Genomic DNA, 26,918 nt, shown 5'->3' with positions numbered 1-26,918 from the left:
GCCGGGACGCGGCCGATGATCGCCTATCTGGCCGGCTGGACCCGCCGCAAGGACGCGATCTTTCGTGCCATCGCCGCCGCGGCCGGGGGCGGCCACCGGCTGCCGCTGATCGGGCTATCGTTTCGGGGCTTCCCCGAAACCCGCGCCCGCACCGCCGAGGCGCTGGCCGTGGCCAAGCGCCAGCCGAAGGGCCGCCTTGGCCGGGGGCTGAAACGGGCGCTGATCGCCGCGCAATACAACTGGTCGCGGCGCTATTTCGCCCGCCATCCCGACCGGATCGCGGTCTGCTGGAACGGGCTGACCGGGTCGCGCCGCGCCTTCATGGAGGGCGCCCGCGACGCGGGGGCGGGTCGGATCTTTGCCGAACTGGCGCCGTTTCCCGGCCGGGTGACGCTTGACCCCGTGGGTGTGAACGCCCAGAACGGGCTGCCACGCGACGCCCGCTTTTATCTCGACTGGGCGGCGGAAGACCCGTCGCGGCAGGGCGAGGACTGGCGCGCGCTGGGGCAGGGGCTGGTCGCGCGCGCCTCGCGCCGGGCCGATGTCGGGCAGGGCGGGGCCGGGGCGTTGGACGGCGCGGGGCCGTTCCTGTTCTGCCCCCTGCAGGTGCCCAATGACAGCCAGATCACGCTGTTCGCGGGCTGGGTGCGGTCGGTCGAGGGCATGATCGCGGCGCTGGCACGCACCGTGCAAGCACTGCCCGAGGGCTGGCATATCCGGTTGAAAGAGCACCCTTCCGCCAAGACATCGCTGGCCGGAGCTCTGGCCGAGGCGACGGCCCGGGCGGACGGGCGGCTGGTGATCGACAACGCGACCGACAGCTTTGCCCAGCTTGCGGCCTCAGGAGGGGTCATCACCATCAACTCGTCGATGGGGCTGCAGGCCTTCTTTCACGACAAGCCGGTGATTGTCCTGGGCGAGGCCTTCTTCGCCATCCCCGGGCTGACCACCCCCGCCGGCGACGAGGCCGCGCTGGCCGCAGCGCTGCGCGCGCCCGCGGATCTGGGCTTCGACCTGGCGCTGCGGGCCGCGTTCATGACCTATCTCGACCGGGTCTATTATCCGAAGATCGAAGAGGGCCCCGACGGCGTCCGGATCGACCCTGGGGCGCTGGCGCGGGTGCTGGCGGCGGCGCGTCCCTGAACGGGCCTTTCACCCGCGCGGGCTTTCCTGTATGGCTCCCCGGACTGAAATCCGACTTGCCTTAAGGGAGCCAGATATGGGCTACAAGGTCGCCGTCGTTGGCGCCACGGGGAACGTGGGCCGCGAAATGCTGAACATCCTCGCCGAACGCGAGTTTCCGGTGGACGAGATCGCCGCACTTGCGTCGCGCCGCTCGCTCGGCACCGAATGCAGCTTTGGCGACAAGACCGTCAAGACCCAGGATCTGGAACATTTCGATTTCACCGGCTGGGACATGGCGCTGTTCGCCATCGGCTCGGATGCGACCAAGGAATATGCCCCCAAGGCTGCCAAGGCCGGCTGTGTGGTGATCGACAACAGCTCGCTTTACCGCTACGACCCGGACATCCCGCTGATCGTGCCCGAGGTGAATGCCGATGCGATCATGGGCTATGCCAAGCGGAACATCATCGCCAACCCCAACTGCTCGACCGCGCAGATGGTGGTGGCGCTGAAGCCCCTGCACGACCGCGCGAAGATCAAGCGCGTTGTCGTCTCGACCTACCAGTCGGTGTCGGGCTCGGGCAAGGAGGCGATGGACGAGCTTTGGGACCAGACCAAGGGCATGTATGTGCCGGGTCAGGAAGTGGCGCCGTCGGTCTACCCCAAGCAGATCGCCTTCAACGTGATCCCGCATATCGACGTCTTCCTCGATGACGGGTCCACCAAAGAAGAATGGAAGATGGTCGCCGAGACCAAGAAGATCGTCGACCCGTCGATCAAGGTCACCGCGACCTGCGTGCGGGTGCCGGTCTTCGTCGGCCATTCCGAGGCGATCAACATCGAATTCGAGGAGTTTCTCGACGAGGACGAGGCGCGCGACATCCTGCGCGAGGCGCCGGGGATCATGGTCGTCGACAAGCGCGAGGCCGGCGGCTACGTGACCCCGGTTGAATGCGTGGGCGAATTCGCGACCTATATCAGCCGGATCCGGCAGGACTCGACCATCGAGAACGGGCTGAACATCTGGTGCGTCTCGGACAACCTGCGCAAGGGCGCCGCGCTGAACGCGGTGCAGATCGCCGAACTGCTCGGCCAGCGCGTGCTGAAGAAGGGGTGAGCGGCGCTCCGGGGCGCCAGCCCCGGCAAACGCTCCAGTGGAGCGTTTGAGCCGCGAACGGGCGGAGCCCCGGCAAGGCAGCGGCCCGGGGCGCCAGCCCCGGCAAGGTGGCGGCCCGGGGCACCAGCCCCGGCAAGGTGGCGCTCCGGGGGGCCAGGTAATGGTCCGGCGCGTCAGTCGCGCCCCTTTCCGACACCCCCCATCCCGAACCATCCTGCGCCCCCGGCGATGCGCCGCCAGGGGACGCAGGCCCCGCCCAATCCCCCCGCCTCGCTCTCGCCGCGCGCGACGCCTTGCCGGTCTTCGCGTACCGCTTGCAGCCCGCCGACCCTTGCCGCAGTCTTGCGCCAGACCCGCCGTCTTCGGAGCGATACGATGCGAGCCTTTGCCCTTTGCCTGATCCTGACCCCCCTACCGGTCTGGGCCGACGACCTGCTGATCCCCAGCCGGGTCAGCGCGGTGACACTGTTTCCCGATGGCGCGGCGGTGACGCGGAGCGCGGCCTTCGATCTTCCGGCCGGAACCCACCGTCTGATTCTGGCCGACCTGCCCGCGACCACGCCGCTGGGCTCGGTCCGGGTCGCGGTCGAGGGCGCGAGCCTTGGCAGCGTTTCGGCGCGGCGCGATTTCGTCCTGCCGCGCGGCACGGGCAAGTCGCCCCAGATCGAGGCCGCCGAGGCCGAGGTCGAACGCCGCCGCCAGGCGCTTGAGGCGGCCGAGGCCGAGATCGCCCGGACCCGGGCCGAGGCGCAGGGGGCCGAGGCGCGCGCGGCCTTCCTCGGGCGGCTCGGTCAGGGCGAGGCGGCGATGACCGTCGAGGATCTGCGCGTGCTCGCCCGGATGATCGGGACAGAGACCGAAGGGGCTTTGGCCGACGCCATCGCCGCCCGGGGCCGTGCAGACGCCGCCGAACGCGGGCTGACGCCGCTGCGCGAGGCGCTGGCCGAGGCCGAGCAGGCGCTGGCGGCGCTGGTGCCCGAGGATGCCGCGCGCGCGATGCTGGCGATCACCGTGACCGGCCCCGAGGGCGCACCGGCCGAAGGCGAGGTGACGGTCAGCTATACGGTCGAGGCTGCCCGCTGGCGGCCGGTCTACGATCTTCGGCTGGACCGCGCGGCCCGCAGGCTGACCGTCGAGCGCGGCGCGCTGGTGGCGCAGGAGACCGGCGAGACCTGGTCTCAGGTCGCGCTGAGCCTGTCGACCGCGCGGCCCGGCGGCCAGACGGCCCCGAGCGATCTCTGGCCGCTTTTGCGCCGGATCTCGGACCCGGTGGCGGCCTTCGAGGCCTCGGATCTGGCGGTCCGGTCGCGCGCGGTCCTCGCCGCGCCCCAGATGGCCGAAATGGACGCAGCCCCCGCCGGGGCCGCGCCGGTGATCGCGGTCGCGGAGTTCGACGGGCTTGCGGTCAGCTATGACTATCCCGCCGCCGTCGACATCGCGACCGGGGCCGACAACCTGCGCCTGTCGTTGGGCGATCTCGGGATGCCGGTCGAGCTTGCGGCCGAGGCGGTGCCCGAATTCGACGACAGTGCCTATCTGGTGGCCTCGTTCGTCAACGAGACGGGCGAGATCCTGCTGCCGAGTTCGGAGGCGATGGCCTATCTCGACGGCCGCTTCGTCGGCCAGCAGGCGATCGGGCTGATCCCGGCGGGGGGCAAGGCCGACCTGCCTTTCGGCCCCATCGACGGGCTGCGGCTGACCCGCACCGTGCTGGATCGCAACGAGGGCGACCGGGGGGTCCTGAAGCGGAGCAACGAACAGTCCGAGGCGGTCAGGATCGAGGTCGAGAACCTGACGGCCGAAAGCTGGCCGGTGCGGCTGCTGGACCGGGTGCCCTATTCGGAACAGGAGGATCTGAAGATCGTCTGGCAGGCCGATCCGTCGCCGAGCGGGACCGATGTCGAGGGCCGGCGCGGGCTGCTGGAATGGCGCTTCGATCTTGCGCCGGGCGCCACGCGCGAGGTGGCGCTGAGCCATCGCCTGACCTGGCCCGAGGGCAAGGTTCTGGACTAGCTGGCCCCACGCCCCGCCAGGGCGACCGCTGGCGGGGCGCGGCGGGATCAGCCCGCCCGGGCGCGGATGCCCTCGCCCGAGGCGGCAGTCGGAACCAGCGCGCGCACCAGATCCTTGACCGACAGAAGCCCGACCTGACGGCCGTCCCGCACCACGCGATAGCGGAGCGACGTGTCGCCGCCCGAGAGCGCGATGACGGATTCCAGATTGGCATCGGCCTCGACATCGCCCGCGATACCCTCGGGCGCCGCCTCGGTCCGGGTCATCACCGACCGAACCCGCAGCACCCGGGCGCGGTTGATGTCCGAGATGAAGTCGACGATGTAAGGGTCGTTCGGCTGCATCAGGATGTGCTGCGGCTCGCCCTGCTGCACGATCTCGCCGTCCTTCAGGATCACCAGATGATCGGCAAGCTTCAGCGCCTCGTCCAGATCGTGGGTGATGAAGACCACGGTCTTGTGCAGTTCGGCCTGCAGTTCCAGCAGCAGATCCTGCATGTCGGTGCGGATCAGCGGGTCGAGCGCCGAAAACGCCTCGTCCATCAGCATGATATCGGCGTTCGAGGTCAGGGCGCGCGCGATGCCCACCCGCTGCTGCATGCCGCCCGACAGCTGATGCGGGAACTGGTTGCCCTGACCTTCCAGCCCCACGCGGTCGAGCCACTTGCGTGCCTCGTCCTCCCATTGCTCGCGCGGCACGCCCCGGACCTCGAGCGGCGTGCCCGCGTTCTCCAGCACGGTGCGGTGCGGCAGCAGGGCGAATTTCTGGAACACCATCGACATGTTCACCCGGCGCAGCTCGCGCAGCTGGGCGTCGTTATAGGCCAGCACGTCCTCGCCATTGACGACGACCTCGCCCGAGGTGGGGTCGATCAGCCGGTTGATATGCCGGATCAGGGTCGATTTGCCCGATCCCGACAGACCCATGATGACCGTCATCTGCCCGGCCTTCATGTCGACATTGATGTCGCGCAGGCCCAGCACATGGCGGTGGGTTTCCAGCAGCTCGGCCTTGTCCATCCCCGACCGTGCCAGCGGCAGGACCGATTGCGGGTCGGCGCCGAAGATCTTGTAGAGGTTCCGGATCGAGATTTTCACATCGTCGCTCATCTGGGGCCCCTCACTGTCTTTGTGCCGCGTTCACGCGGGCCAGTGCCGCCTTGGTGACCCGGTCGAGGATCACCGCCAGAAGCACGATCCCCAGCCCCGAGACGAGGCCGACGCCCAGTTCGAGATTGCGGATGCCGCGCAGAACCAGAACGCCCAGACCCGGCGCCGAGACCATCGAGGCGATCACGACCATCGCGAGGCTCATCATGATGGTCTGGTTGACGCCCGCCATGATGTTGGGCAGCGCCAGCGGGATCTGCACCCCCCAAAGCTTCTGGCGGCGGGTCATGCCGAAGGCGTCGGCGGCCTCGATCACCTCCTTGTCGACCAGCCGGATGCCCAGATTGGTCAGCCGGACCACCGGCACGATGGCGTAGACGATCACCGCGATGCCATAGAGCTTGGGCTCGGTCACCGAGAACAGGAAGATCAGCGGGATCAGGTAGACGAAGGGTGGCAGCGTCTGCAGCATGTCGAGGATCGGAATGGCGATCCGCTGGAACGTGTCGCTTCGCGACATGGCGATGCCGATGGGCACCCCCAGAAGCACGCAGATGAAGGCGCAGACGAAGATGATCGCCAGCGTCTGCATCGCGTAGTCGTAATGGTTGATGAAGGCCAGAAAGCCGATACAGGCGGCGACGAAGGCCACCAGCCCCCAGGACCGCGTGACCAGGCGCACGACCAAGAGGATCAGCGGGATCATGATCCACCAGGGCGAGGTCTGGAACAGCCACAGCGCGCCTTCCAGCGCCCAGCTCAGTGGCTGGGTCAGCGGGTCGAGCACGATGCTGAGCCCGTCCTTGATCGACAGGAAGCCGTCTTCCAGCCCCTTGGTCAGCTCGCGCGCCTGCGGAAAGGCCGGGCAGGCGCGGTTGAGCGCATTCATCGAGGGAAAGGGAAAGTCCCAGAGCGAGGGGGCTGGCGCCGCCGCCCCGCGGGCCTGGCCCAGGAGGTCGGCCATCGACATCGGGGCCGCCGAGGCGCCGCCGTCGCACCAGGCGCGCAGGCCCAGCCCGTCGAAGAGAAAATCGTAGCTTGCCATCTGTTCGGGTCTCCTTGAGAGGGGGCGGTCCGGCCCCTCGGGAACGGAAAGGACGGGCCTGCCGGGGACAGGCCCGTCCGAAATCCGCGTGTCGCGTTTACTGGTTCAGCAGAGCCGCCAGCTTTTCGCGTGCCGCGTCGTCGAGCCAGGCCGACCAGACATCCTTGTGCTCGGTCAGATAATGGACCGCGCCTTCCTCGGGCGAGGCGTTGTTCTCGTCCATCCAGGCGATGACCGCGCTCATGTCGTCGACGTCGAAGCTGACCTTCCGCAGCATCTCGGCGACCTCGGGTTCGCGGTCGGCGAAATCGGTAGTGACGACGGTCAGAACCGGTGCGGCCGGGAAGGCCGAGGGTTTCGGGTCGGGATTGTCGGGGGTCTGGTTGGCCTCGTGGGCGGCCTCGTCATAGGGGCCGAGATCGACCGACACCATGTTGTACTTGCCCAGCACCGCGGTCGGCGCCCAGTAATAGCCGAACCAGGGCTCCTTCTTCTCGTAGGCCGACGCCATCGAGGTGGCCAGCGTCTCGCCCGAGCCGTGGTTGAAGACCTCGATGCCATGGCCTTCAAGGTCGAAGGCCGGGATCAGGTTGTCGTTCACGACCCGGCAGCCCCAGCCGTCGGGGCAGTTGTTGAAGGTACCGCCGACCCAGTCGGGATGGGCCAGGACGCCCTCGATGGTGGTCAGTTCGGGATGCTCCTCGGCCAGATAGTCGGGGATCCACCAGCCCTCGACCCCACCGGGATCAAGCACCTTGCCCAGTTCCTCGATCTTGCCCTGGTCCTTGAGCTTGGAATAGACCTCGCCGGTCGAGTTGACCCACATTTCCGACACGGTGTCGGGCTCGCCGTTCTCGGCGATCGAGGTCACCGCAGGCACGGTGTCCGAGGGCACGACCTTGACCGTGCAGCCATAGCCCTGCTCCATCAGGAATTTCTCGACATTGGTCACGACCGAGGCCGAAGCCCAGTTCATCTCGGCGATCGACACCTCGCCGCACTCGGCCTGCGCCACTGCGGGCAGGGTCAGTCCGGCCAGAAGGGCGCCAAGGGCTGTTGCTCGTTTCATCGGATGCTCCGTCTTGAAAGGTGAAAAGACAATTTCCGCCGCCCGGCAGGACGGGTCGGAGGCCGGGGCGGCAGGGTCGCGATGAGCAGCGGGCAGGCCGCAAACGGCCTTGCGCGGCGTCGGGCCGCGGCCGAAAGGCGGGGGGAAACGCCCCGCAATTCGGCATGTATCTGAAAACCAAGCATCGCAACCGGGGCCGGGTTTAGGTGAAAACACCGTGCCTGCCAACCGGGGAATGCCATTTTACGACATGGATGGTCGTTTTCAGGCTTGTCGATGTTCGGCTTGGGGAGGGCCTATGCCGCTGATATTGATGCCGTTTCGGCTGTTTTCCGGGGCCGGTGCGCGGCAAGGCCGCTTCGGCCCGAGGATGCCTTGCGCCGCGGCGCGCGTCGGTTTGCCGCGGATTCGCCCGGCTTGGGCCAGAGATTTCTTACCGGCTCCTTATTTCGCCCCCTTTTCCTTTGCATGCCGCAACGGCAAGCGCGCGCCGCCGGGTCCGTGCTGAAAGAAACCTCGGATCGGCGCCGCCTGACCGGCCGCGTCCCCGACCGGAACGAGGGACTTGTCCATGGCGCGCCCGATCTATTCGACCCAGCAGATCGCCAACCAGCTTCTGACCGGCTACTGGTCCGCGACCGGCCAGCCCGCGCGGTCCTGGCAGTTCTCGGGGTCCGATCACACCGTCACCTATTCCTTCGGGTCGAGCCTGAACGCGTCCGAGCGGGCGCTGGCCCGCACCGCGCTGGACGCCTGGAGCGAGGCCGCGAATATCGGCTTCACCGAGGTTTCCTCGGGCGCGCAGATGTCCTTCGTCAACAACAGCTCGGGCGCCTATGCCCAGGCCTATGTCTCGGGCAACGCGATCAGCAGCGTCACCGTGAACATCGCCCGAAGCTGGGTCACCACCTACGGGACCGGGATCGACAGCTACAGCTATCAGACCTATCTGCACGAGATCGGGCACGCGCTGGGGCTGGGCCATACCGGCAATTTCAACGGCTCGGCCAGCTATTCGCGCGATGCGCTTTATGCCAATGACAGCTGGCAGACCAGCGTCATGTCCTATTTCTCGCAGGGCGAAAACACTTCGGTCGCTGCCACCACCGCCTTCACCCTGACCCCGATGATCGCCGATGCCCTCGCGGTTCAGACGCTGTACGGCGCCCCGGCCGCGGTCCATGCGGGCGATACCGTCTACGGCCGCAACTCGACCGCGGGCGGCGCGCTTGACACGCTCGGCCGGACCGGGATCCAGCCGGTGACCTTCGTGCTGTCCGACAGCGGCGGCACCGATCTGGTCGATTTCTCGCATTGGGCGGCGGGCAACCGGATCGACCTGACCGCCGGCAGCGTCTCGGACGCTCTGGGCTGGACCGGCAACATGATGATCGCCGCGGGCACGGTGATCGAGAATGTCACGACCGGCGCCGGGGCCGACCGGGTGACCGGAAACGGCGCGGCCAACACGATTTCCGCCGGGGCGGGCAACGACACGCTCGATGGGGGGGCGGGCGACGACGTGCTGACCGGCGGCGCCGGAAACGACATCATGACCGGCGGGGCCGGGGCGGATCTGTTCCGCTTCTTCGCCGGGTTCGGAGATGACCGGATCACCGATTTCGCGTCGGTCGACCGGATCGACTTTACCACCATCCCGGGCGCGGCCAGCTGGGCGGATCTGGTGGCGCTGATGGCGCAGTCGGCCTCGGGCGTCACCATCGCCACGACCGAAGGCAGCGTACTGTTGCAGGGGATCACGCTCGGCGCGCTGAGCGTCGCCAACTTCCTGCTGTCGGACGGATCGGGCGGTGGATCGGGCAGCGGGTCGGGCGGAAGCGGGTCGGGCAGCGGTGGCTCGGGCGTCAGTTCGGCAACCCAGATCTCGGGCACCGAGGCGAGGGACGCGATCCAGGGCACGACCGGCGACGATCTGATCGACGGGCTTGCCGGGGCGGACACCATCCGGGCGAATTCGGGCAATGACACGGTGACCGGCGGGCTCGGCAACGACATCGTCTATCTCGAGGCTGGCGACGACGTCTTCGTCGACGGCACAGATATCGGTGTCGACCGGGTCTATGGCGGGGCGGGCAACGACCGGCTGGTGTCGCAGGGCGGGCGCGACCTGTTCTATGGCGAGGCCGGCGACGACGTGCTGACCGCCAGCAATGCGGGCAGCGTGCTGTCGGGTGGAACCGGCAACGACACCATCACCGGCGGCGCCGGGATGGACAATGTGACCGACGATGGCGGCGCCGATCTGGTCGATCTGGGGGCGGGGAATGACCGCTATCTGGGCCGCGGCGACAGCCCAGGCATGGCCGACACCGTCAGCGGCGGCGACGGCAACGACACCATCACCACCAGCAATGGCAACGACCTGATCGACGGCGGCGCCGGGAACGACCGGGTGAGCGCGGGCGCCGGCAACGACACCGTCACCGGCGGCGCTGGCAACGATGCGCTGCAGGGCGGCAAGGGCGATGACAGCCTGTCGGGCGGCGCGGGCGATGACAGCATCTCCGATACCGGCGGCAAGGACAACGTCGATCTGGGCGTGGGCAACGACCGCTATTCGGCCACCGGCGACACCGCGGCGATGGGCGACACGGTCAGCGGCGGAGACGGAAACGACCGGATCATCGGCAGCAACGGCAATGACAGCCTGTCGGGCGATGCGGGCAATGACCTGCTGTCGGGCGGTGGCGGCGCCGATACGCTGGCAGGCGGTGCGGGCAACGACACGATGACCGGTGGCGGCGGCAACGACGTCTTCGTGCTGGGCGCGGGCTTCGGCACCGACACGATCGTGGACCTTCGCGCGGGCGATGTGATCGACCTCAGTGCGGTTGGCGCGATCGCGGACTGGAGCACCCTGATGAGCGGCGCCACGCAATTGCGAACGGGCACGCTGCTGACAACCTCGGAAGGGACGCTCCTGCTGCGCGGGACCGCTCTGGCGACGCTCGGGGCGTCGTCCTTCCGCTTTGCGGGCTCGGACAATGACGGCTTTGCCACGTCGGGCACGATCACGGGCACCGCTGGCGCGGATGTGCTGAACGGCAGCGCCATGGCCGATGACATCGCGGCGGGCGCGGGCAACGACCGGGTCGATGCCGGGGCCGGGCGCGACACCGTCGATCTGGGCGAGGGCGCCGATATTTTCGTCGACACCGCCGAGACAGGTGCCGCGGGCGGCGACACGGTGCGCGGTGGCACCGGCGACGACCGGATCTTCGGCACGGCCGGGTCGAACAGCTTTTACGGCGAGGCCGGGCGCGATGTGATCCTGGGCGGGGCCGAGGCCGATCTGATCGACGGCGGCGCCGACAATGACACGATCACCGGCGGCGCGGGCGACGACACCGTGCTGGGCGGGGCGGGCAACGACCAGATCCGGCTGGACGACGGCAACGACACTTTCACCGACAGCGCCGATGCCGGGATCGACCGGGTCTATGGCGGGGCGGGCGATGACCGGCTGATCAGCCTTGGCGGCCGCGACGCGCTGTACGGCGAGGCGGGCGACGATCTGCTTCAGGCCAGCGATGCGGGCGGTCTCTTGTCGGGCGGCCTCGGCAACGACACGCTGACCGGTGGCGCAGGCAATGACAGCGTCACCGACAGCGGCGGCAACGATCTGGTCGATCTGGGCGCGGGCAATGACCGCTATACCGCGACCGGCGACAGCCGCAGTGAGGGTGATACCGTCTCGGGCGGCGAGGGGAATGACTCGATCCAGCTTGGGGCGGGCAATGACAGCGTCGATGGCGGTACGGGCAACGACCGGGTAGGTGACACGGGCGGCCGCGACCTTGTAAGCCTCGGCGACGGCGATGACAGCTTCAACGGCAGCCGGGATCTGGCTGGCGACGGCGACACCGTTTCGGGCGGGGCGGGCAGAGACCGGATCTATGGCGGGCGCGGCGCCGACAGCCTGTCTGGCGATGCAGGGGATGACCTTCTGGCCGGCGGCGCCGGGGCGGATACCATTCTGGGCGGGGCGGGCAACGACCGGCTGACCGGCGGCGCCGATGCCGATCTTTTCGTCTTTGCCGATGGCGACGGCGTCGATCTGGTGATGGACTTCCAGGCCGGGCTCGACCGGATCGACCTGACGGCCGTCTCGGGCCTGTCGAGCTGGGCCGATGTGACGGCTCACATGACCCAGAGCGGCCGTGATGTGCTGCTCGACTTCGCGACGGTCGACATCCACCTGGCGCGGGTCGATATCGGCGAACTCAGCGACAGCGACTTCCTGATCTGATCCACCACAAGGGCGCGGAACTGGCGGCGGGGCGGCTCAGGGCCGCTCCGTCTTGCCGTTTCGCCGCCGGGTGTCCTTGCGGGGGCACTTCCGCCGCCGTAGTGCCGCAACGTTCGTGCCCGCCTTCACATTCTCCTGGCCGAGGGGCACGCCCTTCCCGGGGGCGGGAAGCGGCGTGCAAGAATTTGTTATTTAATGGACTTGCAGGGCGCACCGATCCTGTACGCCGTGCGGAACGGCATGTGGGCCCGGAAGAGCCTTGCGGCGCCCCGGCGGCGGCCTCGCAAATGCCGCAATTCGGCATCAGCCATGCAACCCTACCGTGTGCCGGTCGCTCGGAGCGGGCTTTCCGCGCCTTGGGCCAACCGAAAGTGCGAGGATCCGAGTCGTGCCAAAGGAACAAGTGAACGGTTTCAGTATAGGGCCGCGCGCCAAACATCAGCTTGAACCGACTTCCTCTCCCCACCAGTTCGGGGCTTTGATCGGACGCTTTCGAAACCGGGCGATTCCCTCCGAAGACCCCGCCCGGGAGAGGCCGTCGGTCAATGGCGAAGGCAGCGCCGACCACGCGACCGGACTGGCGACGTCCGCCCCGACCGGCGCATGCGTTCTGGAGCAGGCCGAAATCCTTCAGGTGGCGGCGGCTTCGGCCGGAATCGGTCAATGGTATGCCGAACTTCCCGCGACCGAGATCCGCGCCACAGGCGAGTATTTCAGGGCCCTGGGCTATGAGCCCGGCGAGATCCCTCTGGATGTGCAAAGCTGTGTCGACCGCATTCATCCCGAGGACCGCGCGAGCATCCTCGGCCAGATCGAGGCGGCGGTCCGGGGCGAGGTCGAGCGGTTCGGCTTCGATCACCGGCTTCGCTGCAAGGATGGCAGCTATCGCTGGTTCGCGGTCACAGGGCAGCTTTTCGCGGCGGCGGCCGGCGACCGGCGGGCGATCATCTGCGGCAGCCTCGTCGACGTCACCGATCTCAAACGGAACGAGATCCACGCGGCCGAGCTGGCTGAGGCCGCGCGCCATGCCGGCGAGCGGCTGAACGCGCTGGCCGACAACGCGCCGGTGGCGCTGTTCGAGCTGCGGCGCGATCTCGATGGGGGGCTGAGCGCCCCCTATTTCAGTGCCAAGCTGCCCGATCTGTTCGGCGTCACGGCCGCGGATCTTGCGCAGGACGTGCGCGCCGGGCTCCGCTGGATCCATCGCGACGACCTTGCCGCGCTGCGCGAACAGGCCCGGCGGTCGGCCGAGGACCTGTGCCCGGGGTCGGCGCGTTTCCGGCTGCGGCACCCCGAGCGGGGGATTCGCTGGTATCTGGGCTCCTCCCTGCCGACGGCGCAGCCCGACGGGACGGTGCTGTGGCGCTGCAGCGTGCTGGACATCACCGACGAGATCGCGGCAGAGCGGCGGGCGGCCAGGGCCTCGGCGGCTCAGCGTCTGGCCCATGAACGGCTGACGACGCTGGCCGAGAACTCGCCGGGCGCTCTTTTCTCGCTGCGGCAGACGCGCGACGGCAAGATGCGCTTTCCCTATTTCACCTCGCGATTGCCCGACCTGATGGGGGTACCCGGGACCGAACTGCGCAAGAGTGTCGGCAAGGCGTTCCGCCATGTTGCGCCCGAGGACGAGGCCATGGTCGAGGACGCCTTCGCCCAGTCGCTGGGAACCGGTGCTCGGGCCGAGTTCAAGTTCCGGGTCGAGCATCCGCAAAAGGGAACGATCTGGCTTTTGTGTTCGGCCAGTCCGCTGCGCTCGGCCGACGGGGCGATGTGGTACGGCTACATGATCGACATCACCGAGCGGCTCGAGATGGAAAGCAGGGCGGCGCTGGCCGCGGCCGAGGCGCATGATGCGATGGACCGTCTGGCCTCGATCGCCGAGATCGCTCCGGTCGGGCTTTACGAAGCTCAGCGCGCGCCCCTGGGGGGGCTGAACTTCACTTATACTAGTGCCCATTTCAACGATCTTATGGGGTTTCCCGGCGGCGACGTTCAGCGGCTGCAGACGCATATCCTCGAGCGCATCCATCCCGACGACCTGCCCCAGTTCCTGGCCAATATCGAAACCACCTCGCAAACCCTGACGCTCCGCCGCCAGCGGTTCCGGATCTTCCATCCGGTCCGGGGCATGCGCTGGCTCGATGCCTCGGCGACCCCGCGCGAGGGCCCGGACGGGGTCCTGACCTGGCGCGGCGCGCTTTACGACGTGACCGCCGATGTCGAACGCGAAGCCGACCTGCGCCGCGCCCACGGCCTGGCCGAGAAGATGCGGATCGAGAACGAGCGGCAGGCGCTGCATGACGGGTTGACCGCGTTGCCGAACCGGCGGTTCTACGACCGGGTGCTGGCCGAGCGTCTGGCCGAGGCGGGGGCGGGCGGGCCGCGCGATTGCGTGCTGATCCGCATCGACCTCGACCATTTCAAATATGTCAACGACACGCTGGGTCATGAGGCCGGGGACCAGGTGCTGATCCGGGTGGCCGAGGTGTTGCGCGGTGCGATCCGGGCGGGCGATTTCGCCGCGCGGATCGGGGGCGACGAATTCGCCATCCTGCTGGCGCCGGGCATGACGCGGCGCCATGCGCAGGATGTGGTCGAACGGGTGCAGGCCCGGCTGGCCGAACCGATGCTGTATCGCGGGCGCCCCTGCCGGTTCGGCGCGAGCTTCGGCATCGCCCTGTGCGACGACATCTGCAGCCCCGACAGCGACATCCAGCTGTTCGCCGATGCCGCGCTCTATCGCGCCAAGGCCAGCGGCCGCAGCCGGATGCAGTTCTTCACACGGGCGCTGCACGATTCGATCCTGAACGACCGGCGTCTGGCGGCCGAGATTCACGAGGCGCTGGAGCGCGACGAGTTCGTGCCGTTCTTCCAGCCCCAGGTCTGCGCGATGGAAAACCGTCTGGTCGGGGCCGAGACGCTTCTGCGCTGGCGCCACCCGACGAAGGGTCTGCTGGCGCCCTCGGCCTTCATGCATTTGGCCGAGCAGCTGCGGCTGGTGCCCGAGATCGACCGCCTGATGATGGAGAAATCCCGCCAGGCGCTGGACCGCTGGCGTGCGGCGGGGCTGCATCTGCCCAAGATCAGCTTCAATGTCAGTTCGGGCCGGATGCACGACCCGGATGTGGTCTCGGCCGCGCGAGCGATGCGCAGCGAAGAGACCAAGGTGACCTTCGAGCTGCTGGAATCGATCCTGGTCGAAGAGGAAAGCGATGCCTTCCGCACCCATCTGGCCGCCGTGCGCGAGGCCGGGATCGACATCGAGATCGACGATTTCGGCTCGGGCCATGCCTCGATCATCGGACTGCTCGAGATCGCGCCGTCTTCGCTGAAGATCGACCGCCGCATCGTGGCGCCGGTGGCGCGCGACCTGCGCTCGCGCAATCTGGTGCGCGCGATCGTCGAGATCGCCGAGGCTCTGGGGATCGGCACCGTGGCCGAGGGGGTCGAGACCCCCGATCAGGTGCGCATCCTGCGGGGGCTGGGCTGTCAGGTGCTGCAGGGTTATCTGTATTCCCGGCCCGTCGACGAGGCCGGGTTCCTGGCCTATGCAACGGAAAAGCTGCGGCGGCGGGCCTGACCGGCCGCCGCCGGAAGGCCGTCAGCCCAGAAGCAATGGCAGATAGGTCACGAGGATCAGGACCGCGACCAGCACCGCCAGATAGGGCAGCACCGCCTTGGCGATGCGCTCGAGCCCCAGTCCGGTGACCGAGGAGGCGACATAGAGGTTGATCGCGACCGGGGGCGTGATCATGCCGATGGCAAGGCCGACGACCAGGATCACCCCGAAATGCACCGGGTCCACCCCAAGTTGCAGCGCCAGAGGCAGCAGAAGCGGCGTCAGGATGATCAGCGCCGAGGCGGTCTCGACGAAGATGCCGGTGACGAGGATCAGGACCAGCATCATCGCCAGCACGATCATCGGATTGTCCGAGACCGACAGCACCAGCGCCCCGATCTGGGCGGGCACCTGCCAGTTCGACAAGGCCCAACTGAGCGCGGCCGAGGCCGAGATCACGAACATGATGACGGCCGTGGTCACGCCCGAGCGGATCATCAGCCGGTAGATGTCCTTCAGCCCCATGTCGCGATAGACGAAGAGCGAAACGAAGATCGCGTAGTTGACCGCGATGACCGCCGCCTCGGAGGGCGTGAAGATGCCCGAGAAGATGCCGCCCAGGATGATGACCGGGGTCATAAGCCCCCAGAAGGCCGACACGAAGCTGCGCGCGATGGTTCTCAGCGAGAAGGGGGCGCCCTTGGGATAGGCCCGCCGGTGACCCTGCACCAGGGCCACGACCATCAGCCCGGCGCCCATGGCGATGCCGGGCAGAAAGCCGCTCAGGAAAAGCGCCGAGACGGATTCCTGGGCGATCACCGCGTAGATGATCATCGGCACCGAGGGGGGGATCACGACGCCGATGGTGCCGCCCGCCGCGATCAGGCTGGCGGCCGAGGCCGGGTCATAGCCCTTGCGGGTGAGTTCGGGCACGAGCGTCGAGCTGACCGCCGCCGTCGTCGCCGCCCCCGAGCCCGAGATCGCGGCGAAGAACATCGCCGCCAGCACCGAGACGATGGAAAGCCCGCCCTTGAGAAAGCCGATCATCGCATCGGCCAGCGCCACCAGCCGGGCGCTGACCTTGCCCTCGGCCATGATGTCGCCCGCGAGGATGAACATCGGCACCGCGACCAGCGCGAAGGAGTTGATGCCGGAGAACATCTGCTGCGGCAGCACCAGAAGCGGCACGCCGCCCGCCTGCATCGCGACCATGGTCGCGCCGCCGATGGCCAGCGCGACCGGCAGGCCGAGGATCATGAACAGAAAGAACAGGCCGAAGAGAAGCAGGCTCATTCCACCGGCTCCCCGGCATCGGGAAGGGTGCCGGTCAGCACAAGCCGCATCAGATCGGTCGCGGCCAGCCAGGCCATCAGGCCCGCGCTGACGGGGATGATCGCGTAGACATAGCTCATGGGCAGCCGGAGCGCGGCGGATTTCTGGAAGCTCTGCATCATCATGTAGGTCTGGCCGACCCAGACCAGGCTGATCAGGAAGGCCACGGCGATGACCAGCGCCAGCGCGGTCGCGGCGCGACGCGCCCCGTCGGGCAGCCGCTCGACCAGCACGCCGACCGCGATATGACGGTGCCGTTGCCAGGCCAGCGCCGCGCCCAGAAAGGTCAGCCCGATCAGCAGGAACCGCGCGACCTCCTCGGTCCAGCCGACCGCGGTGAAGGCCACCCGCGACACGATCTGCAGCGTGATGACCGCGATCAGCGCTGCCATGCCCGCCGCGATCACGGGGGCAAGCACGGCGCCGATCGCGCGTTCGATCCGGCCGAGGAGGCTCAGCACGTCAGTTCAGCTCCGCCCGGATCCGGGTCAGGGTGTCGCCGAACCTCTCGCCGTATTTCTCGTAGACCGGCGCCACCGCGTCCTGGAAGGCGGTCAGGTCGGGGGTCTCGTTCACCTCCATCCCGGCGGCCTTCAGTTCGTCAAGCTGCTGGGCCTCCATATCGGCGTTGAAGGCGCGTTCGGTGGCCGCTGCGTCATGGGCGGCCTCGACCACGATCTGCTGCGCCGCCTCGGGCAGCTTCGACCAGGTCGGCATGCCCATCACGAAGACGGCGGGCGCATAGGTGTGCCGGGTCATGGTCATGTATTTCTGGGTCTCGTTCAGCTTGAACGAATAGACCACGCCGACAGGGTTTTCCTGCCCGTCGATGGTGCCCTGCTGCATCGCCGTCAGCGCCTCGGTCCAGGCCATCGGAATGGCATTGGCGCCCAGCGCCCTGAAGCTGTCGGTATAGACCGGGTTCTCCATCACGCGGATGCGCAGCCCGTCGAGATCGGCGGGCGTCGCCACCGGGCGCTTGGAGTTCGTCAGGTTGCGGAAGCCGCGCTCGGCATAGGCGAGGCCCTTGAGATTGACATCGGCCAGCTTGTCCAGCAGCTCTTGCCCGATCTCGCCGTCGAGCACCCCATAGGCGGCCTCGCGCGAAGGGAAGAGGAAGGGCAACTCGAACACCGCCATCTCCTCGACGAAGTTCGCGACCGGCCCGTTGGTGATCAGCCCCATGTCGATGCTGCCGATCTGCATGCCTTCGAGCAGGGTGCGTTCGTCGCCGAGCGTGGCATTGGGCACGATCTCGACCGAGATCTTGCCGCCGCTGCGTTCGGCCACCAGATCGCGGAAGGCGACGGCGGCCACCTGATAGGCGTCCTTCTCGTTCACCACATGGGCCAGCCGCAGGGTGACGGGCTTCATGCCGTCGAGATCGGCGGCCAGAGCGGGGCTGCCGCCAAGCGCCAGCGCGGCGGCCGCGGCGGACAGGAACGAACGTCTCTGCATCGGGGAGTCTCCTTCAGGATCAGCGGCGGGACCTTGGGCGATGTTACGCAGGGCGTCAACCGAACATGCCGATAATTGCGGCAGGCGCGGGCGGGTGGACAGGATGATCTTTCGGAGGGCGTGCCCGGATTTCGCCTTGATCGCGACAGACTGCTGCCCCGGGGTGGCATTATCCCGGATTTCAGAACAATTCTGCCGTGGCCCGCCAATCGATGCCCGATCTTTTACCGCCGATGCCGCGGCCGATGGCCGGGGCGCGTGCCGTCCCGGCCGGGGCGGTGCTGGCGGTCGTGACCCTGGCGGCGCTGAGCCTGCGCCTGCCGCTGCTCTTGTGGGGGGCCGACGCGCTCGACCGGCAGGTCTTTCCCGACGACACCTATTATGTGCTGTCCATCGCGCGCAACATCGCGGCCGGTCTCGGCCCCACCGCCGATGGGACGGTGCCGACCACCGGGTTTCAGCCGCTGATCGTGGCGCTTTTGGTGCCGGTCTTCCGGCTGACCGCCGATCCGGTGCTGCCCGCACTGGCGGCAGCCGCCATCGGGGCCATCGCCGGGGCGCTGGCGGCGGGGCTGGCGGCACGGCTGGCGCTGGCGCTGACCGGGTCATGTCTGGCGGCGGCCGGGGTCGGGCTGGTGCTGGCCACCGGTCCGGTCTTTGCACTGACCCATCCGAACGGGCTTGAAACCGCGCTGGCCGCGGCGGTGCTACTGGCCACAGCCGTTGTGCTGGCCGAAACCCGGCCGGGTGCACCGATGCGTCGCTTCGTCGGGATCGGGGGGCTGGCCGGGCTCGCGGTGCTGGCGCGGGTCGATGCGGCGGTGCTGCTGGCACCGGCGGGGATCTGGGCGGTTCGCGCGCTGGGCTGGCGCGGCGCGGGGCTCGCGGCGCTGACGGGATGTGCCGTGATCGCGCCCTGGGTCGGGGTCTGTCTTTGGCTGACCGGAGATCCTCTGCCCGAAAGCGGGGCGGCGGTGGCCACGCTTGCGGCGGCCGACGGGTTCGACGGATGGATGACCTTCACGATGGGCGTGCTGGCCTTGGGCGCGGTCTGGCCCGACGCGGTCTTCGGCTGGTCGCCCGCGGCCGGGATCGCGGTCGCGGCCGTGCTCCTGCTGCCTTTGCTGGCGGTCCGGCGGGGACATTGTCCGCCGCTGGCGGCGGTGCTGGCCTTTGGCTCCCTTGCCCTGTTCCTGGCCTATACGTTGGGGCTTGGTGCGGTCTGGTTCTTCGAGCGGTATTTCTCGCCGATCCATTGCCTGGTGCCGGTGCTGGCGGCGGCTCTGGTGTTCGGGCGGTCCCCGCCCTTGGCGGTGCGTGTACTTTGGGGCCTGGCCGTCCTCGCGCTTTGCGGCTTTGGGCTCTGGCGTCTCGCACCGGTGCTGAGCGATCCGGGGACCGCGCGGCTGCATGCCTTCGCGCCCCCCAGCGGCTATGGCGAGATGGCGCGCGACCTGCTGCCCGAGGTGCCGCCGGGCGCGACCCTTGGGGCGCTGCAAAGCGGGGCGCTGGGATATTTTGCGCCGCCGGGTCTGCGGGTGGTCAATCTCGACGGGGTGGTGAACGGTCCGGCGGCCGCCGCGCTGCGCGAGGGGCGGGTCTGTACCTATCTGAAGGCCGCCGGGATCACCCATTTCGCCGATTGGGACTTGAACCGCGCCCTGCTTCTGCGCCGGGTCGACCCCGGCGCTGCGGTCGTCCTCGACCCGCTTTACCTGTCGGCCGTGGCGCAGGGTCGTCACCGCGTCACGCTTTACAGCGTCACGGCAGACTGCACCCCGCGACCCTGAGCCTCGCGATCTCCTGACATCCTGCCCCGGCCGCGCGGCGCGACACGCTGTGTCTGGCGCCGGATTTTCCCGGCGCGATTCGGAATTTCCTCTCGAAACCGGGGTCGACGCCGCCCGCGGCCGGGTGGGAATCCCTCGATCGGGCGGTATTCAAAAAATGCATGATAGCTATGCGCTCAGCAATGTGGCGAGCGCAGGCCCGCTGCCCCGACTTCGCCACAGGTCGAAACGAAGGGTTACGCTGCCGATGGAGCGGAGTCCGGCGCTTCTGCAACGCAACGTCAGAGATCGGCGGGAAGAAATACCGTTTGGCGGCCGCCCGGGCGCGAGTCGGGGAATCGGATGTGCCGATCGCGCTTCGTTACCGCAGCGGGATCGGGCGCAACGTCACAGCGTCCGGCAAGCGAGAAAGAACGAGGCTTTTGAATTTAATCTTGCCGAAGGGCGGTTCTCGCCGCGGTTTGGTTTCCCTAGCGTCACCTTTGGGGCGTTTTGGCCAAAATCCCAATTGCGGCATTTCCTAGGAGAACCAGAAAAATTTAGCGGACTGTCCGTTTGTCGCCCGGCGGCTTCTCATCCAGAACGCGAATGTCCGGAAACAGAACAGGCCTAAAACCTCGTCTTTTCCCGAACCCTGGACGGAGATGCAGAAATGGACCCGGAAACACCCGACATGATCGGAACGGGAGAGATTTGCCTGGCGCATGAGCTTGGACCGCGCGACGCGGCCGGCATCCGCGACCGGGTCCTGGCGGCCCTGCGCGGGGGCGGTGCCATCGTTGTCGACACGACCGAAGCGACCGGCATGCATGTGGCGATCCTACAGATATTGCTGGCTTTGGCCCGGGACGCGGCCCTGGCCGGCCGGCCGTTCACGCTGATCGCCCCGCCCGGCGGCGCCTGCGCGACCGCCTTCGAACGGGCCGGTCTCGACCTGCCGGGTCAGGCGCGCGCCGCCTGACCGGAACTCCCCCAGATCTTGGAGAACTGCAATGTCAAAGACGATCCTCGCCATCGACGACTCGCCGTCGATCCTTCAGATGGTGGCGCACACCCTGACAACCGCAGGTTATCAGGTGATCGAGGCGGTCGACGGGGCGGACGGCTATGACAAGGCCGTCGCCAACCGGATCGACGCGGTCATCACCGACCTGAACATGCCCCGGCTGAGCGGGCTCGACTTCATCCGCAAGTACCGCACCCATGCCTCGAGCGCGGGCGTGCCCATCGTGTTCCTGACCACCGAGACCGATGACGGGCTGAAGCGCGAGGCCAAGGAGGCGGGCGCCACGGGCTGGATCGCCAAGCCCTTCAAGCAGGACCAGCTGCTGGCCGTCGTGAAGAAGGTCGCCGGAGCATGACCCTGTCCTCCGATCCCGCCGAGACCTTCCGCCAGGAGGCGCGCGACCTTCTGGACACGCTGGAACAGACCCTTCTGGATCTGGAACACGACCCGGGCGACAGCGCCCTCGTCGATGCAAGCTTCCGCGCCATGCACACGCTCAAAGGGTCGGGGGCCATGTTCGGCTATGACGAAGTGGCGGATTTCGTGCATGAATTCGAGACCGCCTTCGACCGCGTCCGCAAGGGCAAGGCGGCGATCAGCCCCGGCCTCGTGGTGATCGCGCTGGCGGCCAAGGACCATATCGCCGATCTGGTCGGCGAGCCCGGCCAGCACGCCGCGAAGGGCGCGCCGATCCTCGAGGCGCTGCGCAACACGGTCGATACCGGCCGGAATGCCGGCTCTGCCGCGCCCGCCGGAACGGCCCCGGCCGCCGGGGCGCCCGCTGGCGGGGTGCGGGTCCGCTTCCGGTTGCCGTCCGATGCCATCGCCTTCGGGACCGATCCGCTCTTGCTGCTGGACGAGATGCGCGAGCTGGGCGCCGACCGCGTGGTCGGGCTGACCGACCGGCTGCCGCCGCTCGACGAGATGGACCCAAGCGGCACCTATCTGGGCTGGGAAGTCACCTTCGAGGCCGGGATCTCGGCCGAACAGATCGACGATGTCTTCCTCTTCGTACGCGACGGCATGGAGCTGACGCTGGAACCGCTGCAGCCGCCGCAGGCGCCGAAGGACGCGTCCGAGGCGGCGGCATCCGCCGACACGGCCCGGCGCGGTCGCGATGCCGAGGGCCGCGCCGCCGCCGCCTCGTCGCTCAGGGTGCCGGCCGAGCGGCTGGACGAGCTGATGGACCGGGTCGGCGAGCTGGTGATCGCCCAGTCGCGGCTGGCGCAGATCGCCTCGGCCGGGGACGACCTGAACCTCAAGGCCGTGGTCGAAGAGCTGGAACGGCTGTCCTCGGGCTTGCGCGACACCACGATGGGCATCCGCATGGTCCCGATCGGCACGCTGTTCTCGCGCTTCCGGCGGCTGGTGCACGACCTCTCGGGCGAGCTGGGCAAGGAGATTGACTTCGTCACCAGCGGCGAAGAGACCGAGCTGGACAAGACCATGATCGAGCGGCTGGCCGATCCGCTGGTCCACCTGATCCGCAACGCCATCGACCATGGCGTCGAGGGGCCCGAGGCGCGCGGCCGTGCGGGCAAGCCCGCGCGTGGCCGGGTGCGCCTGTCGGCCGCCCATACCGGGGCCGAGGTGGCGATCTCGATTGCCGATGACGGGGCCGGGCTCGACCCGGCGCGCATCCGCGCCAAGGCCGAACAGAACGGGCTTCTGACGTCCGACCAGAAGGTGACCGATCAGGAGCTTTACCAGTTCGTGTTCCATCCCGGCTTCTCGACTGCAAGCCAGGTCACCTCGATCTCGGGGCGCGGGGTCGGCATGGACGTGGTCAAGCGCACCATCGAGGGCCTGCGCGGCACCATCGATCTGACCAGCACGCCCGGTCAGGGCACGGTCGCGACGCTGCGGCTGCCGCTGACGCTGGCGATCATCGAAAGCATGCTGGTGCAGGTCGGCAACGGCCGCTACGCGATCCCGCTCTCGGCGGTCGAGGAATGCGTAGAACTGCCCGCCGCGCAGGATGGCAAGGCTGCCGGGCGCAATTTCCTGAACATCCGCGGGCGGCTGGTGCCGTTCCTGCGGCTGCGCGAGCTGTTCAAGACCCGGGCCGAGCGGGCCGAGCACCAGAAGGTGGTGATCGTCTCGGCGGGCGAGGCGCGGGTCGGGCTGGTGGTCGACCAGATCATCGGCAACAGCCAGACCGTCATCAAGTCGCTGTCCAAGCTGCACGCCGATGTCGAGACCTTCTCGGGCGCGACCATCCTCGGCGACGGCACGGTGGCGATGATCCTCGATGTGAGCGCGCTGGTCGGCTTCGGCCAGGCCTATGAAAGCCGCCTGCGCGGCGAACAGCTGGGGAGGGTGGCATGAGCGCCGTCGACAAGCCTACCGGGCCCGCCGCGATGCGCGCCCTGACTGTCGGGCTTCAGGGCGAGGTCTTCGCGCTGCCGGCCGAAACCGTCAGCGAGATCCTCGACATGGTTCCCGTGACCGAGGTGCCCAATGCGCGGGCCTTCGTGAACGGCGTCATCAACGTGCGCGGCAAAGTGGTGCCGCTTGCGGATCTTCGGGTCATGTTCGGCATGGAGCGCACCCCGCCCGATGCCGATACCCGGATCGTCGTGACCGAGATCGACCTCGACGGGGAACCGGCGCTGGTCGGGATCATCGCCGACAAGGTGCACGACGTCACCGAAATCTCGGACGCCTCCGTCGAGGAAGCGCCGAAGGTCGGCATGCGCTGGCCCGCCGAATTCGTGCGCGGCATCGGCAAGCATGGCGACGACTTCATCATCATCCCGGACATGGGCCGGATCTTCGGATCGAAGGGGGATCGCGATCCGTCCTTCGCCACGGACGAAAGGAAAGCGAAATGACACTCTCTCTCAGGGCCAAGCTCGCCCTCGCCTTTGGCGCCCTGCTGCTGTTGATCAGCCTCTTGGGGGGCGTTGCGATCCTGCAGATGAACCGGATCAACGCGCAGTCGACGATCATCGCCGACAACTGGCTGCCCAGCGTGGACGAGGTGCGCCAGCTCGACACGATCATGGCCAAGTATCGCATCGGCGAGTATGCCCATGTTCTGGCCACCACCGAGTCCGAATTCGAACGGATCGAAACCTATATCGACGGCGTCCGGGCCAAGCTTGACGCCAGCCGCGCCGCCTATGAGGCGCTGATCATCGCGCCCGAGGAACGGCAGCTTTACGCCCAGTTCAACGAAAGGCTGGCGAACTATCTCGAGAACTCCAAGCGCATCCTGCGCTATTCGCGCAACAATCAGAACGATATGGCCAGCCGCGAGATGAGCGACTCTCTGGAACTGTTCGATGCGGTCACGGCTGATCTGACGGAACTGGTGGCCTTCAACTCGAACGGAGCGCGTGCGGCCAGCGCGGAAGGCGACGAAGCCTATGCGACCTCGCAGAAGGTGGTCTTCGGGGTGATCGGGCTGGCGCTGCTGGTCGGCATCGGTACCGCGATCTTCCTGATCCGCAACATCACCCGCGCCCTGGGCGGCGAGCCCGACTATGCCCGCGACGTGATCCGCGAGATCGCCAGCGGCAATCTCGAGGTCAAGGTGGCGACCCGCGAGGGCGACCGCGACAGCCTTCTGGCGGCGGCGCGCGACATGGTGGCCAAGCTGAAAGAGGTCATCACCGAGGTCGCGGTCTCGTCCCGCAACGTGGGCTCCGGCAGCCAGGAGATGTCGGCCGCGGCCGAGCAGCTGGGCCAGGGCGCGACCGAACAGGCCTCGTCGACCGAGGAAGTGTCGTCCTCGATGGAAGAGATGGCGGCCAACATCAAGCAGAACGCCGACAACGCCTCGCAGACCGAGAAGATCGCCCGCCAGTCGGCCGGCGACGCCAAAAGCAGCGGCGATGCCGTGGGCAAGGCGGTCAAGGCGATGGAGACCATCGCCGAGAAGATCCTGATCGTGCAGGAAATCGCCCGTCAGACCGACCTTCTGGCGCTGAACGCGGCGGTCGAGGCGGCGCGGGCCGGGGAACATGGCCGCGGCTTTGCGGTGGTGGCCTCGGAAGTGCGCAAGCTGGCCGAACGCAGCCAGGCGGCGGCGCAGGAAATCTCGGGTCTGTCGGGCGATACGGTCAAGGCCGCGCAGCAGGCGGGCGAGATGCTGACCCGGCTGGTGCCCGACATCCAGCGCACCGCCGAACTGGTGGCCGAGATCTCGAATGCCAGCCAGGAACAGAATGCCGGGGCCGCGCAGATCAACGTCGCGATCCAGCAGCTCGACAAGGTGACCCAGCAGAACACCTCGGCTTCCGAGCAGATGGCGGCCACCGCCGAAGAGCTGGAAAGCCAATCGAGCCAGCTGCAGCAGGTCATCGGCTACTTCCGTGTCGCGCTGGACGACATGGCCGGGCGTGCGGGAAGCCATCATGCGGCGTCGCGCGGACGCCGGTCGGACAGCTCGCCGGTCGAGGACGCGATCCGCAAGACCGCCGCGCCCGCCCGGCGGCGCCCGTCCCAGGCCTCGGGGGGCTTCATGCTCGACATGGGCGGCGATGACGACATCGACGGGCAGTTCGTGCGCTCCGGCGCCGCCTGAGCCGCCCTGTTCCTCAGTTCCGGCCGCCTCGCCGAGGCGGCCGGTCTCCGACCGATCCCGGGAGATCAGAATGGCCGACCAGACCCAATATGTGACGCTCGGCGCCGCCGACAGTCTTTTCGCCGTGCCCGTCGAACGGGTGCAGCAGATCCTTGAAACCCAGCCGATTGCGGCGATGCCCCATGCGCCCGCCGACTTCCTGGGCATGATCGACGTGCGCGGGCAAAGCGTGCCGGTGATGGACCTGCGCAAGCGCCTGGCGCTGCCCGCCGCCGAGGACAGCCACAGCACCCGGATCATGGTGCTGGACGCGCGCGTGGGCGAGGCGCCGCGCCGGATCGGGCTCAAGACCGACCGGGTGTTCGAGGTGACCGCGCTCGATGCCGACACGATGGAGGCGCCGCCCGATCTGGGCGCGTCCTGGCGCACCGAATTCGTCGCGGGCGTCGGCCGCCGCAACGGGGCCTTCGTGACCGTTCTCGATCTCGACCGGCTGTTCGCCGCGGCCGATCTGCCCGCCGCGTCCGGCGTCGCCGCCTGAGCCCCCCTCCCGGGTTTTCGACCGCCTCGCGGACGCCCCGGCCCCGCCCCCATCTTTCACGGAGCCCGCCATGACTGCCTCTTCGCTAGCCCTGAGACCGACCGGCGGTGCCGATGACGGCGACCGGATCGACGACAGCAGCTTTTCCCGCATCGCCGCGCTGGTGAACCGCCAGACCGGAATCCGGCTGCCGCCGTCCAAGCGCCTCATGGTCGAGGCGCGGCTTCGGCGGCGGGTCCGGGCCTGCGGCCAGCCCAACCTTGCGGCCTATTGCCGGTTCCTGTTCCAGGAGGGCGGGCTCGACCGCGAGGCGCTGCACCTGATCGACGTGGTGACCACCAACAAGACCGACTTCTTCCGCGAGCCCGACCATTTCCGGTTCCTGGCGGGACCCGGGCTTGACGCGATGCTGGGCCGGGCCGGGGGCGGGCGCCGGACCCGGCTCAAGTTCTGGAGTGCGGCCAGCTCGATCGGGGCCGAGGCCTATACCATCGCGATGGTGCTGGCCGAGGCGGCGGCGCGGGGTCCGGGCTTCGACTTCACGGTGCTGGGCACCGACATTTCGACCGCCGTGCTGGCCCATGCCAAGATGGCGATCTATCCCACCGCCTTCGCGGCCCCGGTGCCCGAGGCGTTGCGCCAGCGCTATTTCATGGAGGCGCGCGACCCCGAGCGTCAGGAGGTTCGGGTCGTGCCCGAACTGCGGGCGCGGGCGTCCTTCGCGCGGCTGAACCTGATGGACAAGCGTTATGCCGTCGACAGCGATTTCGACGCGATCTTCCTGCGCAACGTGCTGATCTATTTCGAACGCGACGTGCAGATCGCCGTGGTCGGGCGGCTGATCCGGCATATCCGGCCGGGCGGGTTCCTGTTTCTCGGCCATTCCGAAAGCGGGATCGGGGCCGAACTTCCGCTGCGCCAGCTCGCGCCCGCCACCTTCCAGGTCGAATGAG

General features: G+C 68.3%; 19 protein-coding genes. 13 read left to right on the top strand and 6 right to left on the bottom strand.

The window, feature by feature from the left end; genetic code table 11:
* Window positions 1-15: 15 nt before the first annotated feature.
* From C8N38_RS15660 to C8N38_RS15650, 3 genes are all read left to right on the top strand, one after another.
* Window positions 16-1,143, top strand: a complete 1,128-nt coding sequence (locus tag C8N38_RS15660; RefSeq protein ID WP_108028166.1) for a capsular polysaccharide export protein, LipB/KpsS family — start codon at window positions 16-18, stop codon at window positions 1,141-1,143.
* A gap of 76 nt (window positions 1,144-1,219) precedes the next feature.
* Complete coding sequence (locus C8N38_RS15655) at window positions 1,220-2,242, top strand: aspartate-semialdehyde dehydrogenase (protein ID WP_108028095.1); 1,023 nt, start codon at window positions 1,220-1,222, stop codon at window positions 2,240-2,242.
* A 375-nt stretch (window positions 2,243-2,617) separates the two neighbouring features.
* Entirely contained in the window at window positions 2,618-4,255 is a 1,638-nt protein-coding gene (locus C8N38_RS15650) for a DUF4139 domain-containing protein (protein WP_108028094.1), read from the top strand.
* 47 nt (window positions 4,256-4,302) lie between these two features.
* Here C8N38_RS15650 and C8N38_RS15645 read toward each other — a convergent pair whose 3' ends face one another.
* The 3 genes from C8N38_RS15645 to C8N38_RS15635 form a co-directional block, all read right to left on the bottom strand.
* Window positions 4,303-5,364, bottom strand: coding sequence for a quaternary amine ABC transporter ATP-binding protein (locus C8N38_RS15645; protein ID WP_108028093.1), 1,062 nt, complete (start codon window positions 5,362-5,364; stop codon window positions 4,303-4,305).
* A gap of 10 nt (window positions 5,365-5,374) precedes the next feature.
* Window positions 5,375-6,409, bottom strand: a complete 1,035-nt coding sequence (locus C8N38_RS15640) for an ABC transporter permease (RefSeq protein ID WP_108028092.1) — start codon at window positions 6,407-6,409, stop codon at window positions 5,375-5,377.
* A 97-nt stretch (window positions 6,410-6,506) separates the two neighbouring features.
* Window positions 6,507-7,478 (bottom strand): ABC transporter substrate-binding protein, encoded by a 972-nt coding sequence (locus C8N38_RS15635; protein WP_108028091.1) that lies wholly within the window; start codon window positions 7,476-7,478, stop codon window positions 6,507-6,509.
* 571 nt (window positions 7,479-8,049) lie between these two features.
* Between C8N38_RS15635 and C8N38_RS15630 the strand changes: the two genes are divergently transcribed.
* Both C8N38_RS15630 and C8N38_RS15625 read left to right on the top strand, forming a co-directional pair.
* The gene (locus C8N38_RS15630; RefSeq protein WP_108028090.1) at window positions 8,050-11,748 is read left to right on the top strand and encodes a M10 family metallopeptidase C-terminal domain-containing protein; all 3,699 of its coding nucleotides are present in this window, start codon (window positions 8,050-8,052) and stop codon (window positions 11,746-11,748) included.
* Window positions 11,749-12,382: 634 nt separating this feature from the next.
* On the top strand, window positions 12,383-15,328 hold the full coding sequence (locus tag C8N38_RS15625; protein WP_158272365.1) for a GGDEF and EAL domain-containing protein: 2,946 nt from the start codon (window positions 12,383-12,385) through the stop codon (window positions 15,326-15,328).
* A gap of 21 nt (window positions 15,329-15,349) precedes the next feature.
* Here C8N38_RS15625 and C8N38_RS15620 read toward each other — a convergent pair whose 3' ends face one another.
* The 3 genes from C8N38_RS15620 to C8N38_RS15610 are packed head-to-tail and all read right to left on the bottom strand — an operon-like array spanning window position 15,350 to window position 18,097.
* On the bottom strand, window positions 15,350-16,600 hold the full coding sequence (locus tag C8N38_RS15620) for a TRAP transporter large permease (RefSeq protein ID WP_108028088.1): 1,251 nt from the start codon (window positions 16,598-16,600) through the stop codon (window positions 15,350-15,352).
* On the bottom strand, window positions 16,597-17,100 hold the full coding sequence (locus C8N38_RS15615; protein ID WP_215731164.1) for a TRAP transporter small permease: 504 nt from the start codon (window positions 17,098-17,100) through the stop codon (window positions 16,597-16,599). Before C8N38_RS15615 ends, C8N38_RS15620 begins: the two co-directional genes overlap by 4 nt.
* A 1-nt stretch (window position 17,101) precedes the next feature.
* A complete protein-coding gene (locus C8N38_RS15610) occupies window positions 17,102-18,097 on the bottom strand; it encodes a TRAP transporter substrate-binding protein (protein WP_108028087.1) in 996 nt (331 codons plus the stop codon).
* Between the two features lie 212 nt (window positions 18,098-18,309).
* Between C8N38_RS15610 and C8N38_RS15605 the strand changes: the two genes are divergently transcribed.
* The 8 genes from C8N38_RS15605 (at window position 18,310) to C8N38_RS15570 (ending at window position 26,917) form a co-directional block, all read left to right on the top strand.
* Window positions 18,310-19,887 (top strand): hypothetical protein, encoded by a 1,578-nt coding sequence (locus C8N38_RS15605; RefSeq protein ID WP_108028086.1) that lies wholly within the window; start codon window positions 18,310-18,312, stop codon window positions 19,885-19,887.
* Between the two features lie 652 nt (window positions 19,888-20,539).
* Window positions 20,540-20,848, top strand: coding sequence for an STAS domain-containing protein (locus C8N38_RS15600; protein WP_108028085.1), 309 nt, complete (start codon window positions 20,540-20,542; stop codon window positions 20,846-20,848).
* A 31-nt stretch (window positions 20,849-20,879) separates the two neighbouring features.
* On the top strand, window positions 20,880-21,248 hold the full coding sequence (locus C8N38_RS15595; protein ID WP_075787314.1) for a response regulator: 369 nt from the start codon (window positions 20,880-20,882) through the stop codon (window positions 21,246-21,248).
* Window positions 21,245-23,221: a chemotaxis protein CheA gene (locus tag C8N38_RS15590; RefSeq protein WP_108028084.1), complete on the top strand. Its 1,977-nt coding sequence runs from the start codon at window positions 21,245-21,247 to the stop codon at window positions 23,219-23,221. Before C8N38_RS15595 ends, C8N38_RS15590 begins: the two co-directional genes overlap by 4 nt.
* On the top strand, window positions 23,218-23,727 hold the full coding sequence (locus C8N38_RS15585; RefSeq protein ID WP_108028083.1) for a chemotaxis protein CheW: 510 nt from the start codon (window positions 23,218-23,220) through the stop codon (window positions 23,725-23,727). Before C8N38_RS15590 ends, C8N38_RS15585 begins: the two co-directional genes overlap by 4 nt.
* Window positions 23,724-25,424: a methyl-accepting chemotaxis protein gene (locus C8N38_RS15580; protein WP_108028082.1), complete on the top strand. Its 1,701-nt coding sequence runs from the start codon at window positions 23,724-23,726 to the stop codon at window positions 25,422-25,424. Before C8N38_RS15585 ends, C8N38_RS15580 begins: the two co-directional genes overlap by 4 nt.
* 70 nt (window positions 25,425-25,494) lie before the next feature.
* Complete coding sequence (locus C8N38_RS15575; protein WP_108028081.1) at window positions 25,495-25,965, top strand: chemotaxis protein CheW; 471 nt, start codon at window positions 25,495-25,497, stop codon at window positions 25,963-25,965.
* Window positions 25,966-26,035: 70 nt separating this feature from the next.
* Window positions 26,036-26,917 (top strand): CheR family methyltransferase, encoded by an 882-nt coding sequence (locus C8N38_RS15570; RefSeq protein ID WP_108028080.1) that lies wholly within the window; start codon window positions 26,036-26,038, stop codon window positions 26,915-26,917.
* Window position 26,918 lies beyond the last annotated feature (1 nt).

It is taken from the genome of Rhodovulum kholense (genome assembly GCF_003053725.1).
GTDB lineage: Bacteria > Pseudomonadota > Alphaproteobacteria > Rhodobacterales > Rhodobacteraceae > Rhodovulum > Rhodovulum kholense.
This window is presented reverse-complemented; position numbering and strand designations above follow the sequence as displayed.

What these genes read in the sequence shown, in the direction of transcription:
- C8N38_RS15660 (WP_108028166.1), top strand. Translation starts at nt 16, where the DNA reads ATGATCGCCTATCTGGCCGGCTGGACCCGCCGCAAGGACGCGATCTTT.
- C8N38_RS15655 (WP_108028095.1), top strand. Translation starts at nt 1,220, where the DNA reads ATGGGCTACAAGGTCGCCGTCGTTGGCGCCACGGGGAACGTGGGCCGC.
- C8N38_RS15650 (WP_108028094.1), top strand. Translation starts at nt 2,618, where the DNA reads ATGCGAGCCTTTGCCCTTTGCCTGATCCTGACCCCCCTACCGGTCTGG.
- C8N38_RS15645 (WP_108028093.1), bottom strand. Translation starts at nt 5,364, where the DNA reads ATGAGCGACGATGTGAAAATCTCGATCCGGAACCTCTACAAGATCTTC.
- C8N38_RS15640 (WP_108028092.1), bottom strand. Translation starts at nt 6,409, where the DNA reads ATGGCAAGCTACGATTTTCTCTTCGACGGGCTGGGCCTGCGCGCCTGG.
- C8N38_RS15635 (WP_108028091.1), bottom strand. Translation starts at nt 7,478, where the DNA reads ATGAAACGAGCAACAGCCCTTGGCGCCCTTCTGGCCGGACTGACCCTG.
- C8N38_RS15630 (WP_108028090.1), top strand. Translation starts at nt 8,050, where the DNA reads ATGGCGCGCCCGATCTATTCGACCCAGCAGATCGCCAACCAGCTTCTG.
- C8N38_RS15620 (WP_108028088.1), bottom strand. Translation starts at nt 16,600, where the DNA reads ATGAGCCTGCTTCTCTTCGGCCTGTTCTTTCTGTTCATGATCCTCGGC.
- C8N38_RS15610 (WP_108028087.1), bottom strand. Translation starts at nt 18,097, where the DNA reads ATGCAGAGACGTTCGTTCCTGTCCGCCGCGGCCGCCGCGCTGGCGCTT.
- C8N38_RS15605 (WP_108028086.1), top strand. Translation starts at nt 18,310, where the DNA reads ATGCCCGATCTTTTACCGCCGATGCCGCGGCCGATGGCCGGGGCGCGT.
- C8N38_RS15600 (WP_108028085.1), top strand. Translation starts at nt 20,540, where the DNA reads ATGGACCCGGAAACACCCGACATGATCGGAACGGGAGAGATTTGCCTG.
- C8N38_RS15595 (WP_075787314.1), top strand. Translation starts at nt 20,880, where the DNA reads ATGTCAAAGACGATCCTCGCCATCGACGACTCGCCGTCGATCCTTCAG.
- C8N38_RS15590 (WP_108028084.1), top strand. Translation starts at nt 21,245, where the DNA reads ATGACCCTGTCCTCCGATCCCGCCGAGACCTTCCGCCAGGAGGCGCGC.
- C8N38_RS15585 (WP_108028083.1), top strand. Translation starts at nt 23,218, where the DNA reads ATGAGCGCCGTCGACAAGCCTACCGGGCCCGCCGCGATGCGCGCCCTG.
- C8N38_RS15580 (WP_108028082.1), top strand. Translation starts at nt 23,724, where the DNA reads ATGACACTCTCTCTCAGGGCCAAGCTCGCCCTCGCCTTTGGCGCCCTG.
- C8N38_RS15575 (WP_108028081.1), top strand. Translation starts at nt 25,495, where the DNA reads ATGGCCGACCAGACCCAATATGTGACGCTCGGCGCCGCCGACAGTCTT.
- C8N38_RS15570 (WP_108028080.1), top strand. Translation starts at nt 26,036, where the DNA reads ATGACTGCCTCTTCGCTAGCCCTGAGACCGACCGGCGGTGCCGATGAC.